This is a genomic window from Asaia sp. HumB (assembly GCF_030263835.1).
GTDB lineage: Bacteria > Pseudomonadota > Alphaproteobacteria > Acetobacterales > Acetobacteraceae > Asaia > Asaia bogorensis.
The window spans coordinates 743,521-758,863 of record NZ_JARPML010000002.1 but is presented as its reverse complement, the minus strand read 5'-3'; the positions used below and the strand labels follow the sequence as shown (position 1 = coordinate 758,863).

At 59.1% G+C, this 15,343-nt stretch carries 9 protein-coding genes; 2 read left to right on the top strand and 7 right to left on the bottom strand.

Annotated elements, in window-relative coordinates; all coding sequences use genetic code 11:
* Window positions 1–162 precede the first annotated feature (162 nt).
* The 4 genes from treY to glgA form a co-directional block, all read right to left on the bottom strand.
* Complete coding sequence (gene treY / locus P5689_RS04570; RefSeq protein ID WP_285532255.1) at window positions 163–2,772, bottom strand: malto-oligosyltrehalose synthase; 2,610 nt, start codon at window positions 2,770–2,772, stop codon at window positions 163–165.
* A gap of 5 nt (window positions 2,773–2,777) precedes the next feature.
* Window positions 2,778–4,532, bottom strand: a complete 1,755-nt coding sequence (treZ, locus tag P5689_RS04565; protein WP_285532254.1) for a malto-oligosyltrehalose trehalohydrolase — start codon at window positions 4,530–4,532, stop codon at window positions 2,778–2,780.
* 23 nt (window positions 4,533–4,555) lie between these two features.
* On the bottom strand, window positions 4,556–6,769 hold the full coding sequence (glgB, locus tag P5689_RS04560; RefSeq protein ID WP_051757811.1) for a 1,4-alpha-glucan branching protein GlgB: 2,214 nt from the start codon (window positions 6,767–6,769) through the stop codon (window positions 4,556–4,558).
* A gap of 115 nt (window positions 6,770–6,884) precedes the next feature.
* On the bottom strand, window positions 6,885–8,528 hold the full coding sequence (gene glgA, locus P5689_RS04555) for a glycogen synthase GlgA (RefSeq protein ID WP_051757798.1): 1,644 nt from the start codon (window positions 8,526–8,528) through the stop codon (window positions 6,885–6,887).
* A gap of 199 nt (window positions 8,529–8,727) precedes the next feature.
* Here glgA and glgX point away from each other — a divergent pair, with 199 nt between their 5' ends.
* Window positions 8,728–10,860: a glycogen debranching protein GlgX gene (gene glgX, locus P5689_RS04550; protein ID WP_035444546.1), complete on the top strand. Its 2,133-nt coding sequence runs from the start codon at window positions 8,728–8,730 to the stop codon at window positions 10,858–10,860.
* A 113-nt stretch (window positions 10,861–10,973) separates the two neighbouring features.
* Here glgX and P5689_RS04545 read toward each other — a convergent pair whose 3' ends face one another.
* Window positions 10,974–11,423: an Lrp/AsnC family transcriptional regulator gene (locus tag P5689_RS04545; RefSeq protein WP_035444548.1), complete on the bottom strand. Its 450-nt coding sequence runs from the start codon at window positions 11,421–11,423 to the stop codon at window positions 10,974–10,976.
* A 119-nt stretch (window positions 11,424–11,542) separates the two neighbouring features.
* Here P5689_RS04545 and P5689_RS04540 point away from each other — a divergent pair, with 119 nt between their 5' ends.
* Window positions 11,543–13,000: an aminotransferase class V-fold PLP-dependent enzyme gene (locus tag P5689_RS04540; RefSeq protein WP_285532253.1), complete on the top strand. Its 1,458-nt coding sequence runs from the start codon at window positions 11,543–11,545 to the stop codon at window positions 12,998–13,000.
* A gap of 79 nt (window positions 13,001–13,079) precedes the next feature.
* Here the strand turns inward: P5689_RS04540 and crcB are convergent, their stop codons facing one another.
* Both crcB and P5689_RS04530 read right to left on the bottom strand, forming a co-directional pair.
* Complete coding sequence (gene crcB, locus P5689_RS04535) at window positions 13,080–13,514, bottom strand: fluoride efflux transporter CrcB (RefSeq protein ID WP_023979964.1); 435 nt, start codon at window positions 13,512–13,514, stop codon at window positions 13,080–13,082.
* A gap of 62 nt (window positions 13,515–13,576) precedes the next feature.
* Window positions 13,577–15,280, bottom strand: coding sequence for a glycoside hydrolase family 32 protein (locus P5689_RS04530; protein WP_023979963.1), 1,704 nt, complete (start codon window positions 15,278–15,280; stop codon window positions 13,577–13,579).
* Between the last annotated feature and the right edge of the window lie 63 nt (window positions 15,281–15,343).

The window sequence follows — 15,343 nt, the reverse complement described above, 5'->3', positions numbered from 1 at the left end:
GCTTGAGAGACTCTCATTGAATCAAGTGTAGTTTTGCAAAGTCGCCTGCGCATGGTTGCCGACGCCAGTCTCACGCGGCAGGGCGTCCTGCGGGGATACGGATGTGTATGCCCAGAGGTGGGCGACAGGCGTCATGGTTCGAGCCTGTCGCATCACGGAAAATCAGTCCCGATTGATCAGGATATCAATTGGTGGGCGGCCATTGAGATAACCCAGCGAGAAAGTACCCGCCTCTGGCGCAATACCGTCATGCAGCAGGCTGCGCCAGGCGCCCTGAACAGGGAGCATCGTTTCGCTCAGGCCGCGATGGTGAATGCATAGTCCTTCATCCGGCGCCAGCGCCATTGTCAGCCGCGGCGCAATGATGAGACAGGAGCCTTCCATCGTTTGCCGCTGGAAGGCAATTACATGCTCTGCCAGAGGGCCTGTAGCAATGAGTGGCAGATAGCGCCCAGAAGCAAAGAGATCTGTGTTCTCAAGGCGAAGAGACAGAACGGTTTCGATCAATGCCTGCTTGATGCGGCCATTCTTCCACCCGGCGCTGCTCTGGGAAAAGGGCAGGGCTTCATCGAGCATTGCCCGATGGGTGGGATAATCGACGGGTCGGCGGTTATCCGGATCGACAAGGCTGAAATCCCAGGTTTCACGACCCTGATAAAGGTCAGGAACACCGGGGCTGGTCATGCGCAGCAAGGTCTGTGACAGGCTGTTGAGCGTAGCAGCCGGGCTGATGCGCTCGACATAGGATGACAGGCCTTTGCCAAAGTCTCCGGTCATGCAGCGATGGGCGAAATCCAGACAGGCTTTTTCATAGGCCTCGTCAGGATTGCTCCACCCGGTCTGGCTGCCGGCTTCGCGCAACGCCTTGATCAGATAGGCGTCGATACGTTCGCTGTAATCGCTGAAACCAGCCTCATTTAGGGGCCAGGAAGAAATCAGCGTCTGGAAAATGAAATAGGCATCGGCCGATATGGGTGAGGGACCATGGGCAGTCTTTTCAAGGAAAGCCTGACTCTGGTCCAGCCAGCGCCGCGTCGTTTCAGGCCAGTTGGCCGCGGGCTCACTGAGAACCATGAGCCGAGCCCGTCCATCTTCCCCGCGCTTGTGGTCATGCGTTGCGGTGGTGAGAAGTGCCTGGGGGTGGTTGGCCAGACGCTCGATGTTCATGCTGTGAAAGCTCTTCACAGGGGCTGCGAACCGATCGGGGCTGCAACCGACATCGTTACGCGAGAGAAGGCGGGCATAGCGATAGAACGCTGTATCCTCACCTGCCTTGGCCGTGAGAGGCGCTGTGAGATGCTCGAAGCGTTCGAGAATATCCTGCCGTTCCGTCGTGTCGATACGGGCATCGGCAAGGTACTGGCAAATCTGGTCCAGTATCTCGTGCTGATAGACGGGCAAAATCTGCTGCGCTGCGAGACGTGCCCTGTCGATGGCGCGAAAATCGGCACCGGAATCACCACCATCGGCGAAATAGCTGCGATAGACCGGAAAGACGGTTAGAAGGGCGCGCAGGGCAACGCCAATGGCGTGCGGCGTAAGGTCACGACCCGACGGGAACTGCCCCGCAAGCCGCGCTGTCAGCGCCTCGAAATCGCCCACGAATGAAGTGTCGAGTTTTTCATGCCGGGCCCCGTGCTCAACGGTTTCAAAATCGGCCGGACCGTAAGCGGACCACAATTCGGTCAGTGGTGCCTCGCCACGTGGGTCATGAAGGGCAAGATCAACCTGCTCGAGAAAATCGTAGCCAGTCGTTCCCGTAACCGGCCATTCCAGTGGCAGGATTTCGTTCCTCTGAAGGATTTTCTCGATGAAGAAAGGTGCCTGATCGCGCAGACCTTCCGGGCGTTCCCGCCGCAGGGTGTCCAGACGGGCGCGAAGCCTCGTGCAGTATTCCGCCGGGCGAGCGAGGCCATCGACGTGATCCACGCGCAAACCGTCAATCAGGCCATCACGGTAGAGCTCGAAGACGAGTTTATGCGCGTCATCAAACACGTCCTTGCGGTCCATGCGCAGGGCCACCAGAGAGGTAACATCGAAAAACCGGCGCCAGTTGACCAGATCGCCTGCAACGCGCCACCAGGCCAGACGGTAGTGCTGCGCCTCGAGCAGGGCTTCCAGTCTCTCCCGCCCGCTTTTGCTGTCAGGGGTGATCAGCGCGTTGAGTTTCGCAAGGGTCTCATCGGTCATGGCCGATGCCCCTGCGCTTCCGGCCTCGGCAAGCAATGAGGCTTCGCTTTGTGCGGATAAAGGATAGAACTGATCGCCGTAATGGATGGCGAGATGGTTGGACGCCTCATGAAGCGCGATTTTCAGATCACCGCTCCTGATGGTGTCATCAAGGGGATCGCCGAGAAAAGGCAGCAGCACCTTGTTGTGCAGCACCGGGCTGGCTGGTGACCAGTCGATGTCGAAATGCTGGGCATAGGCGCTGTCGCGCCCGTGGCGCAGGACATCCATCCACCAGTGGTTGGCACAGCCGACTCCCATATGGTTGGGGACAATATCGAGGATAAGCCCCATGCCCTGGTCACGCAGCGCTGCAACCAGATTCTTCAGCCCTTCAATACCGCCACGATCAGGGTCGATCGTGTGGCAATCGACCGTGTCATAGCCGTGCATGGAGCCGGGGGTGGAGGACAGGAGCGGCGATGCATAGACATGGCTGATCCCGAGTTTTCTGAAATATGGAACCAGCGGGATGGCGTCATTCAGGGTGAATTCAAGATGAAATTGCAGCCGCAGGGTTGCTGTCAGAGGGAGATAGGTCATGCGCGTCACTCCAGTCCGGCCACCAGACTGCCGGGTGGCAGTTCTTCTACGGCGCGTCGCGCTGCCGAGCTATAAAGGAGCGTGGCAGGTTCGGAAATCTTGCAGGTTTCATGGTCCGAAAGATTGATGGCGATCGACAGGATTGATCCATCGTCGAGTTTCCAGCGCGCTAGTATCGATTTGTCGCCGATCACGCTGGCATCGAGGCTGTGCACATTCGAGAGCCTTGGCACAAGAAAGCGTTTGCGCAGGGAGAGGAGACTATGGGTGCGGTCAAGCCAGATACGCCCATCCAGCGTGGCGCGCTCATCACGATCCGGGCGCGACTGATCGAAGGTCGAGAGCGCATTGGGGTCAGGGATGGTCTTGCGCTTTTCGGGATCCTGGAATGAGGCGAATTTGGCAAATTCCTTGCGTCTGCCCTCACGCACGGCGTCAGCCAGTTCATCATGAAAATCGCAGAAGAATAGGAAGGGTGTGGTGCAGCCCCATTCCTCCCCCATGAACAGCATCGGGACCATAGGGCTCAGCAGCAAAAGAGCATAGGCTGCATGGAGGGCCTCGGGCCCTGCGAGTGAAATCAGACGCTCACCCATGGCACGGTTGCCGGTCTGGTCATGGTTTTGCAGGAACAGGATGAATTTGGTTGCGGGCAGGTCACCGCTCGGCATGCCGCGTTTCTTGCCCGAATACGGGTTCATCTCTCCCTGATAGGCAAATCCCTCATGCAGCACGCGGGCAAGTATGCGCGTGGGGTTATCGGCGAACATTTCATAATAACCCTCCTTCTCCCCCGTGAGCATGACATGCAGTACGTTATGGCCGTCATCATTCCATTGGGCGGTATACCCATCACGAAGGAGGCCTGCGTCGTTGTTTTCGTTTTCTAGAATGAGATGTACGTAGCGACCGGGCTCGATTGTCCCGGTGACGCGCTTGCGCAGCTTGCCGAACCACGCATGATCGGTAATAGCTGACGCTGCATCGATGCGCACACCGTCAAACCGGAATTCCATCAGCCAGTAGAGCACATTGTCGATGAAGAAATCGGCCACTTCGGGCTTGGCAAAGGCAATGCCAATCCCCCAGGTGGAATTGTTGTCGTGATCGAAAAACGCTTCCGCGTAGTTGTGCAGGAAATTCCCGTCCGGGCCGAAATGGTTATAGACCACATCCAGCAACACCATCATGCCTTTGGCATGAGCCGTGTCGATAAGCCGCTTCAGCGAGTCAGGGTCACCATAGGCCTGCGTCGGGGCATAGGGCAGGACACCATCATACCCCCAGTTGCGCGTGCCGCCGAAGCTGTTGACGGGCATGATCTCGATGGCCGTGATACCCAGCGCCTTGAGCTCATCCAGACGATCGCGCACGCCATCGAAACCGCCGAGCAAGCCGGCATGAAGCTCGTAAATGACAGCTTCGACCCAGGGGCGGCCAGCCCAGTTCCGTGTTTTCCAGACATAGGAAGACGGGTCTGTCACCACGCTCGGACCATGCACGCCATCCGGCTGGCTACGGCTGGCCGGATCGGGAACGGCAAGATCGTCACGTACGCGATAGCGATAGCGGGCACCTGACGGACATGACGTTGTCAGGGTGAACGTACCGTCAGATTCGGCCTGCATGGGCATGGGCGCCTGGTTTTCCAGTTCGAGGCTGACGGCCTCGCATGACGGCGCCCAGAGCGCGAAACGTGTTGTTCCGTCACTCTGGGGGGTGGCACCAAAACGGGTCTGGTAGAGATACGCTTCTGGCATTGGTGCCTCCGGTTGGGGAAGGGTCAGCCGTGCTTGGGGACGAGATACAGAACGGCGAGAGGAGGAAGCGTCAGGACGAGTGAATGTTCCATGCCATGAGCAAATTCTTGCGACGCCATGACGGGATTGTCATGAACCACGCCAGAGCCACCCAGCTCGCTGCGGTCGGTATTGACGCGTTCGACCCATGCCCCACCACATGGCACGCCGATGCGATACTCGTGGTGGACCACTGGCGTCATGTTGCACACGACGAGAACAGGGTTAGCCCCCGGGGCCTGACGCAACCAGGCGAAAACCGTATTTTCGGTATCGTCTGCGATGATCCATCTGAAACCGTCATGGTGGTAATCATGAGCGCTGAGCGCGCGTTCCTCGCGATAGACCGCGTTCAATAGGCCGACCGTATCGTGCATACCCTTGCCAAGATGATCGTGCAGACGGTTCCAGGCGAGTTCACGGTCATTATGCCACTCTTCCCACTGGGCGAGCTCACCGCCCATGAAGAGCAGCTTCTTGCCCGGATAGGCCCACATCAGGGCGTAATAGGCGCGCAGATTGGCATGTCGCCGCCAGTCATCACCCGGCATGCGCGACAGAAGGGACCCTTTGCCGTGCACGACCTCGTCGTGAGAGAGAGGCAAAATGAAATGCTCGGTATAGGCATAGACCATGCCAAAGGTGAGGTCTGACCCATGATAGCGCCGCCATAGCGGATCCTGCTGCATGTAGCGCAGCGTATCGTGCATCCACCCCATATTCCACTTGAAGCGAAAGCCCAGCCCACCGACCTCAGGAGGCGCGGTCACACCCGGCCAGGCCGTCGACTCCTCGGCAATCAATGCGGCGTCATGGCAGTAATCGCGTATGATTCCGGAGAGCTCGCGCATAAAATTCACGGCCTCCAGATTTTCACGGCCGCCATAGACGTTGGGACGCCACTCGCCTTCCTTGCGGCTGTAATCGCGATAGAGCATGGAAGCCACCGCATCGACGCGCAGGCCGTCGATATGAAAATTTCTCAACCAGTAGAGCGCACTGCCGGTCAGGAAATTGCGAACCTCTGTGCGTCCGAAATTGTAGATGAGCGTGTGCCAGTCCTGATGGTAGCCCTCCATCGGGTCAGAGTGCTCGTAAAGATGCGTGCCATCGAACAGGGCCAGCCCGTGGGCATCTGCCGGAAAATGCGCTGGTACCCAGTCCATGATGACACCGAGCCCCGCCTGATGGCAGCGGTCCACAAAGCGCGCGAATTCGGCAGGCGTTCCGTGGCGCGAGGTTGGCGCATACATGCTCAGAGGCTGGTAACCCCACGAGCCTGAAAAGGGGTATTCCGTGATCGGCATCAGCTCGATATGGGTGAAGCCAAGCCCGGTGACATAAGGAATGAGCTTGTCACCCAGATCATTCCAGCTCACATAGCCGGTCGGGCTGTTCAGGCGCTGCCATGAAGGCACGTGCAGTTCATAAATCGAGATCGGTGCCTCGAGCGACTGTCGTGCCGCGCGCTGTGCCATCCAGTCCTGATCCTGCCAATCGTGCTCGAGCGGTGGGGCCACAATGGAGGCTGTGGCCGGGGGGAGCTCGGCATAACGGGCATAGGGGTCCGCTTTGGCGGGCAGAATGACACCGCCTTGCGCCATGATCTCGAATTTGTAGCGCTCGCCAGACCCGATGCCCGGAACAAACAGCTCCCATATGCCTGCGCTATGGCGCAGCCGCATGGCATGACGACGCCCATCCCAGATGTTGAAATCGCCGATGACCGACACGCGATGAGCATTGGGTGCCCAGACGCTGAAGCGTACACCCGATACGCCATCGATCTCACAGATATGGGCGCCCATGATCCGGTCGATATCGCGATGATTGCCCTCAGCGAAGAGATAGAGATCAAGATCGCCAATCAACGTGCCGAAGCTGTACGGGTCGTGCGTTTCCTGCCAGCCATCTGCCCATAGAATGCGCAGGCTATAGCGTGTGGAGGTCGCGGCTATGGTCGCCTTGTAGATGCCGCGCTCATCGATGCGGTCCATTTTCTTTTCGAGCGGGGGCTTGTTCTTGCGTTCAGCCAGCAGTCTGACCTCGACGGCGTCAGGGTAGAACACGCGTACGACCCCGTTACGCCCTTCGCGATGGCGCCCAAGATAGGAAAACGGATCATGAGCGCGCCCTTCGACGATCTCGTCGATCAGGGATTGCTCCTGAGGCTTGATGGCCCTGATGGCGGGCTGCATGGTTTCTGTATCGGTCATGGAAAAGACGATCTCGCCTCAGGAAAATGTGCAAGCGGTTAGGCTCACGGGCTGTCGGGCCCGCGAGCCATTCAAAGCTGGATACGGATGCGTGCGGTCAGGCACTGGTTCCGAAACGGGGCAGATCGGTGCGGCCCAGACCGGGGTTGCGTGGTCGGCTCTGCGGCATTCTGGCTGTGCGGGTGAAAGACGTATTGGGGGCAAGCGGTATGCCCACATCGCTCAGTCGAGGCGCGATCTCCCCTTCGCCAATCAGGCGGGCCGGTGCGCGACCGGCCATTTCGAGAAGCAGTCGCGCATAATGGGCGGCTTTCCCATGCCACGACACATCATGGAGCGAGCCATTGCGTTGCAGACGCGCCCAAACTGATTTCTGGCGATAGAGCCTCTGAGCATGACGGATTGCGCGATACAACGCATCGCCCTGGGTTGGGGAGAACAGGATGCCATTGGCCACACCTTCCTCGATGGCCGCGGCATTGGCGTCCACGATGGTGTCGGTCAGGCCACCCACGCGTGCAGCGATTGGCACAGAGCCGTAACGGAGGGCATGAAGCTGCGTCAGGCCGCAGGGCTCGAAGCGGGATGGTATGAGTGAGGCATCGACCGCAGAGTGCAGGCGGTGGCCGAGTACCTCATCATAACGTAGATGGCAGACGAGATGGCGCGGATAGCGCAGCTGCAGGGACCGGAAAGCCTGCATGATGTCATTGTCACCCACGCCTACGACGGCGAGCTGGATATTGGCCTGGAAGAGACGCGGCGCGATTTCGGCCAGGATATCCACACCTTTCTGACGGGTGAGACGGCTCACGATACCCAGCAACATGGCGTTCGGGTCCTGTGGGAGGCCGAACTCTGCCTGGAACACGCGCTTGTTCGCACGACGGCCCGCGATGTCGCCAACCGCGTAAGGGAAGATCACCGCTGGATCGGTCAGCGAGTTCCAGTCATGGAGATCGATGCCATTGAGAATGCCGTGCAGGTCATTCGCCCGCGTGCTGAGCAGACCCTCGAGACCCATGCCGTTTTCGGCCGTCTGGATTTCCTCGGCATAGGTGGGTGAAACAGTTATGAGCTTGTCTGCAAGCTGCAAACCGGCCTTGAGATATCCGAGCTTGCCGTAGAATTCGACCCCATCGACCGAAAACGCATGGTCGGGCAAACCAATGCGCGCTAGAAGATCGCGGGGAAAGAGCCCCTGAAACGCCATGTTGTGAATGACATGGGCAACCGGTGGTGCGGGCAGATTGTCGTAGCGCAGATAGGCGCTCACCAATCCAGCCTGCCAGTCATGGGTCATGACAACGTCCGGCTGCCAGTTTGCAAGGCAACCCTGGGCAATGCAGGCCGCAACACGGGAGAGTACGGCAAATCGCATGTCGTTGTCGGGCCAGTCCCGCCCGTCCGGACCCAGATAGGGGCCACCCGCACGATCGTAGAGATCGCTCGACTCGATTGCGTAGAGATGATGCCCGTGCGCTGTTCCCTCCCACAGGGTGACGCGATAGCCGAGCATGTCGTGGAACACATAGGCCTGCACCTTTTGTGTCAGAGCCTTCATGACTGCGGGATAGCCGGGCAGGATGGTGCGGGTGCGCACGCCATGATGACGCAGGGCAGTGGGAAGCGAGGCCGCCACATCGCCCAGCCCTCCGGTTTTGACGAAAGGAAACATCTCTGCCGTGACGGAAAGCAGCTGCAAATCCGTCGGAAGCGTAACGATCTGGTCTGACGGCATGGCGAGCCTCGTCTGGGAAATCGGGAAGAAATTGCAGAGCCATTTGGATGCTAATACTTGTGAAACGCTTCGCATCTGAAATCGTTAACCGCTCGCGTTTATGTTATCAGCACTTTCCCTTTCCATAGCGTTAGGCCCCTCGAACCCGGGTGCAGATAGGGAAAATGCCGGTCTAACGGGTCAGGATGGAAAGAAACTCATGAGTGATTCTTTTGCGAAACGCCTGAAGGAAGGAAGCCCCGCCGAGAGAGGCGCCGTCTATGACGGTAAGGGCGTCAATTTTGCCGTATTCTCCGCCAACGCCGAGGCGGTCGAGATCTGCCTGTTCGACCAGAACGGCGAGAAGGAAACAGACCGGATTCGCCTGCCGGAATACACAGACCAGGTTTTCCACGGCTGGGTGCCGGACCTGCGTCCGGGGCAGCTCTACGGCCTGCGTGTGCATGGCCCTTACGAGCCCGATGCCGGTCACCGCTTCAACCCCAACAAGCTCCTGCTCGACCCCTATGCGCGTGAGCATTTTGGCGAGATCGAATGGAATCCTGCACTCTTCGGCTACCAGATTGGCCATGCCGACAAGGATCTGAGCTTCGATGAGCGTGACAGCGCAGCTTACATCCCGAAATGCGTGATTACCGATCCTGCCGCTCAGAACCTGCGCCCGCTGGGTACGCGCTGGTCAGATACGGTGGTGTATGAAACCCATGTCCGGGGCTACACCCTCAATCATCCTCGCGTTCCACGGCGCCTGCGCGGCACCTATGCAGGGCTGGCCAATCGCCATGTGATCGAGCACCTGAAATCGCTTGGCATCACGACAATCGAATTGCTGCCCATCCAGAGCTTCGTCGCTGATGAGTATCTGGTGAACAAGGGCCTTACGAATTACTGGGGCTACAACACGATCGGCTTTTTTGCCCCCGACACGCGCTATGCTGCGGATCAGGATGATGCCCTGACCGAAGTACGTCGCATGGTCGCCGCCTACCACGAGGCGGGCATCGAAGTGGTCATGGACGTGGTTTACAACCACACCGCAGAAGGCAACGAACTCGGCCCGACCCTCTCCTTCAAGGGGCTGGATAACGCGACGTATTACAGGCTCATGCCTGACAATAAGAGATTCTATATTAATGATACGGGTACTGGTAATACGTTCAACCTGACAAAAACTGCATCATTACAGTTTGTTGTTGATAGTCTGCGCTACTGGGCCAATGAAATCGGTGTGGATGGCTTCCGCTTCGATCTCGGGACCATCCTCGCGCGCGAGGTTGACGGGTTCGACAGTCAGTCGGGCTTCCTGCGCATCTGCCAGCAGGACCCGACCCTTACCCATCTCAAAATGATCGCCGAGCCCTGGGATATTGGTCCCGGCGGGTACCAGGTTGGCCAGTTTCCTCCCGGCTGGGCCGAATGGAACGACAAGTTCCGTGACACGGTGCGCGATTTCTGGCGCGGCGAGGCCAAGGCTGATGTGCTGGCGCCGCGCCTGCTTGGCAGCCCTGACCTGTTCAACCATCTGGGTCGTCAGGCCTGGGCCAGTGTCAATTTTCTCACGGCTCATGACGGCTTCACGCTGTGGGACTGCGTCTCGTATAACGAGAAGCACAACGAGGCGAATGGAGAGGACGGCAAGGACGGCACGTCGGATAACCGCTCATGCAATTACGGCGTGGAGGGTGAGACGGACGATGCAGCCATCAACGAAGTGCGCTGGCGTCAGTGCCGCAACATGATGGCGACCCTGATCTTCTCGCAAGGCACCCCCATGATTGTGGCGGGGGATGAGTTCGGCAGAACCCAGGGCGGCAACAACAATGCCTATTGTCAGAATAACGACATCTCCTGGGTTGATTGGCGTCTCAGCGAAGGAGGGGCTCGTCTTTCCAAGTTCACCACGCGGCTTCTCGCGCTTCGTCGACGCTTCCCGATCCTGCGTCGCGCCCGGTTCCTGACCGAGGCCTATAATCCTGAACTCGACGTCAAGGAACTGACCTGGATCAGCGCGTCCGGTGGTGACATGCAGCAGGATGAATGGTCGCTGGCGCAGTGCTTCGGGCTCATGCTGGATGGTCGGGCCCAGCCCAGCGGTATCATGCGTCGCGGCGCTGATGCTACGCTCTTGCTCATCCTCAATAGCTGGCACGATGTGGTGGAGTTCACGCTGCCGAAGGCGGAAGGCGACGAATGGAAGCTGCTGCTGGACACTAACCGGCCAGATGACGGCGAGGCGCTGGAATCCGAGTTGTTTGAGCAGGAGCAGGTTTATACCGTGACAGGGCGCTCGGTTCTGCTGTTCGAACTGATCACTAAACCTGAAGCAAGCTGAGCCTTTTCTAGCCTGGTAACTGATGATGGGCGGCGCCCTTGGAGCGTCTGTCCATCATGAGTGTTTGTATGTGTCAGCGTGGCTGTGGCGAAAGGCCTTTCCATCCTGCGCAATCACACAGGCATGTCACGATTATCGGCGATAGCCTCCATCGAAAGATAGGAGGTGACGGTGTCCAGCTCTACCTTGCTGATAAGCATCTGATAGATGCGGTCGAATGCGTTCATGTCCTTGGCGACGACCTTGAGCATGTAGTCGTAATCACCCGCCAGACGGTGGAAATCCACGATATTGGGTATGGCCAGAACGGCCTCGCGAAACTGGCTCAGCCATTCGCGTGAGTGGTAGCGTGTGCGTACCATCACGAATACCGTCACACCCAGCCCTATGGCCGTTTGCGACAGGCGGACGGTTTCTCCCTCGATCACGCCGCTGACTCTGAGCGCATTCAGACGGCGCCAGCAGGCATTCTGCGACAACCCGACTTTCTCGGCCAGACCCCGCTGGGAAAGCGATGAATCCTGTTGGAGGGCTCGGACGATGGCGCGGTCTATCTGATCCATGAAATCGAGAAAAACAGATCATTTGATAGAAAGAAAGCGTAATCTGCGATGAAATAGGGTGAGTTTTCCACCATTCCATCGCTCTATCCTGTGCTCATCCGATCACAGGAGCCTTTACCATGCTGAACCCTGATACTTGCCTCGATGATTTTGCCGTTTCGCTGAAGGGCGAAGAGGGGCTGGCAGGGCTTCGCAAAGGGGTCATTGGTGAGGGCGTGCCTGTGCCGGGGCCGTTTGGCGATCATCCGCTGCTTTATGCCGATTACGTGGCTTCAGGGCGCGCGCTTCAGCAGGTGGAAAGCTTCGTCCTCACGCAGGTTCTGCCCTACTATGCCAATAGTCATACCCAGGCGTCCTATTGCGGACGCATGATGACAAGGCTGCGTGCCTCGGCGCGCGCTCATATCGCCCGGCTCTGCAAGGCGACGGAGGCGTACAGCGTTGTTTTCACCGGCTCAGGTGCGACATCAGGCATCAACCGTCTCGTCAGCCTTATGGGCGTTACACAGGCCGTCGCTGAAGGCAGAAAACCGCTCGTTCTGATCGGGCCTTACGAGCATCACTCTAACATTCTTCCGTGGCGCGAAAGCGGTGCGGAAATCATCGAGATCGGCGAGGCCGTGCAGGGTGGGCCTGATGTGGCAGAGCTCACCCACGTGTTGGAAGCCCTCACCCCGGGTCGGCTGGTGGTGGCGGCCTTTTCCGCAGCCTCGAATGTGACCGGCATTCTGACCGATGTCGCGGCCATCACGACCCTGCTCAATGCGCATGGCGCGCGTTCGGTCTGGGACTATGCAGGAGGCGGCCCGTATCTTGCCATCGATATGGCAGCAGGCACGCCTGCCCAGATCGATGCGGTGGTTGTATCGCCCCACAAATTTGTCGGCGGACCCGGCGCTTCAGGCGTGATGATCGTTCGTGATGCTGCTGTGGCCATCACACGCCCGAGCCTGCCGGGTGGTGGAACGGTGCGTTTTGTCTCGCCCTGGGGGCATGATTATTCCGATCGCGTGAGCGACCGTGAGGAAGCGGGCACACCCAATGTGGTGGGTGATATCCGGGCGGCGTTGGCATTTCTGGTGAAGGACGCCATCGGTCAGGATTTCATGGATGAACGTCATGCCGAACTGCGCGCACGGGCGCTTAAGGCATGGGGCGAGGTGGCAGAAATCGAACTGATCGGTGCCTCACCCGACAAGCCGACTCTGCCGATTTTCTCCATGCGCATCCGCGATCATCAGCGCGGCGGTCATATCCATCAGCAACTTTTCACCCGCTTGCTGTCCGATTGCTACGGTATTCAGGCACGTGGCGGCTGTGCCTGCGCCGGGCCCTATGCGCATCGACTGCTCTCCATCGATGAGCCCGCCTCGGCAATCCTGCGCCGCGAGATCCTGTCGGGTCATGAAATCGAAAAGCCCGGCTGGACCCGGCTGAACTTCAGCGTTCTGATGAGCGACGAGAAGGTGGATCGGGTCATCAACGCGGTGGCGACGCTTGCGCGACAGCCATACCCGATGGCCGATATCTATCGCTGCGACGAGCAGACAGCCCGCTTCGAAGCGCTCTCAGCCTGAAGGATGGCCTCTGCGGGGGCGAACAAGGCAAACTCTGTGTCCCGCCAGGCTTTGACCCGGCGGGACGGTCGTCAGGATATCAGGCGTCCTCTTCGGTCTCGTTCTGGGCGATCTGAAAGGCCCCGGCATTGAGCTTCGAGGCGGCATGATGCCCCAGTGATACCGCGCCAAGGCAGAGCACGGCTGAAAGAATGATGTTGAGCATGGCGCGGCCCCATGCATCGGCACGCATCAGATCCAGCGTCTGAAGGCTGAATGACGAGAAGGTGGTGTACCCTCCGCAAATCCCGACCATGACAAAGAGCCGCATGTTTTCCGAAACGGGAAAGCGGCCATGGGCGAGCGTCAGCGTGCCGAAAAAACCGATAACGAACGATCCGACCGTATTGATGGCCAGGATCGTGCCCCACGGCATGGAGCGGCTATAGGGCGCGGTCGCGACAGAGACGAGATAGCGCCCCAGCGTGCCAAGGGCCCCGCCGAGCATGACGAAAAGACAGGCGGTGAAGGACATGAGAGGGAATAGCTCCGGTCTGGTTCGTCGGGATCACCGCCTTATCATAGGGTGGCCGAGGCTTACAGGGCTGTCTCGCGCGGCATGACCTTCCTGAGCCGGTACAGGCCCAGCGTCTCAATGCTTGCCCCTGCGCCCGTCGCCTCAAGCTTGAGGAAGCTGAGCGGGTTGGCTGAAAAGAGCAAGGCGGTTCCTACCGAAAGGCCACCATTGGCGAATACCTCAAGTGTGCAGGCATCAAGCACCAAACGTATGTCGAAATGGCGGTCATCGGCATTGAGAGGGGTCGAGAACTGCCCGGTAAAGAAAGGCTGCTTGAAACCGTTGAGATCGGCCCGGTCAATCCAGAGCTGACCGCTGAAGGCGTCAAAACCGATGGTGAGGTTCTCGCCCATATCATTGCCGAACACGATAACGAACCGGCCTGTGCGCCCCTTGTCCCCCAGCGGCAGATTAGGGGGCATCTGGTCAACGGTCGCACTCAGGACCAGTTCGAGCGCCACGCCTTGCGGGAGGGGCACCGAGGCACTGGCACCGGCGGCCAGACGCTGACAGGTGAAAGCGATGGGCGCTTCACGCAGCGTTTCCAGCCCTTTCGGGGCCTGGGCGAGGCGCAGCCAGCCGGCTGAGTCATGGCGCAGTGTCATGAGCCGGGGCAGGGTCATGCAGCCGCGCCAGCTTTGTGTCGGGAGTTCCTGACAGTACTGCCAGTTGCCCAGCCAGGCGATGGAGACGGCCTGCTTGCCCGGCATGTTCTGGTAACATTGAAGGGCATAGGCATCCTTGGCAAAATCCGTCAGCCCGATCACGGTGTCATCGGGGGTGAAGCGACTGCCATCGAAGCTGCCAACGAAATACTGGGTGATGCTGCCCCCCGTCGGCCCACCGGGATTGACCGAGATGAACAGAACCCAGCGCGACCCGCCGCCTTCAACGGGAATCTCGATCAGATTGGGGCATTCATAATCGACGCCATACAGGCCGGACGGGCCGAAATCGCTGAGATGCACCCAGTGTCGGAGATCGATGGAGGCGTAGAATGCAATCTGATGCAGGCGTGACTTTGCAACCACCATGACCCATTGGCGGGTGGGCTCGTGAAAGATCACCTGCGGATCACGGAATGAGTTGCTGCCGATATCGAGCACCGGATTCTGGGCGATATCGTGAAAACTCTGCCCCCCGTCCTCACTGATCGCTAGATACTGTGACTGCTTCTTGGGCGTGGCGCGGGTGTAGAGGGCAACCAGTCCACCTTGCCCTTCCTTGAACAGGCCTGAACTGTTCTGTGCGTCCAGCACAGTGCACCCGGTAAAGGCCTCGCCAGCCGGTGATTCATTGAGCGCAATTGGCTGGTCCTGCCACGACAGCAGATCCTTGCTCGTCGCATGGCCCCAATGCACGTGACCGGCATAGGGGGCAAAGGGGTCATACTGATAATAAAGATGAAAAACCGACCCATCATGAATGAGCCCGTTAGGATCGTTCATGAACCCGCTCTCGGGTGAAAAATGGATCGTGGGGCGGTAAAGGGCATCGCTTTGCGTGCGAATGACCGGATGGGCGGTGGCTCCCGGCTGGTCAGCAGGGGAGGGATGCGAGGCGTTGGGCTCGGCCTTTCTTTCCCCGTCCGGTGCCTTGGGTGCCGCAACAGGGCCAGGCGCTGCCTGCGCCAGTGCCGCTCCCATCAGGCCACCACCCGTCGCGACAAGCGAAGCGAGGGCCCGTCGACGGCTCAATCCGGGGAAAACGGGACGCTCGGGCATCTGAACTCTTTCTGTCGGCATTGGGGGAAGGCCGGGGCGCACCCCGATGGAAAACCAGCATAG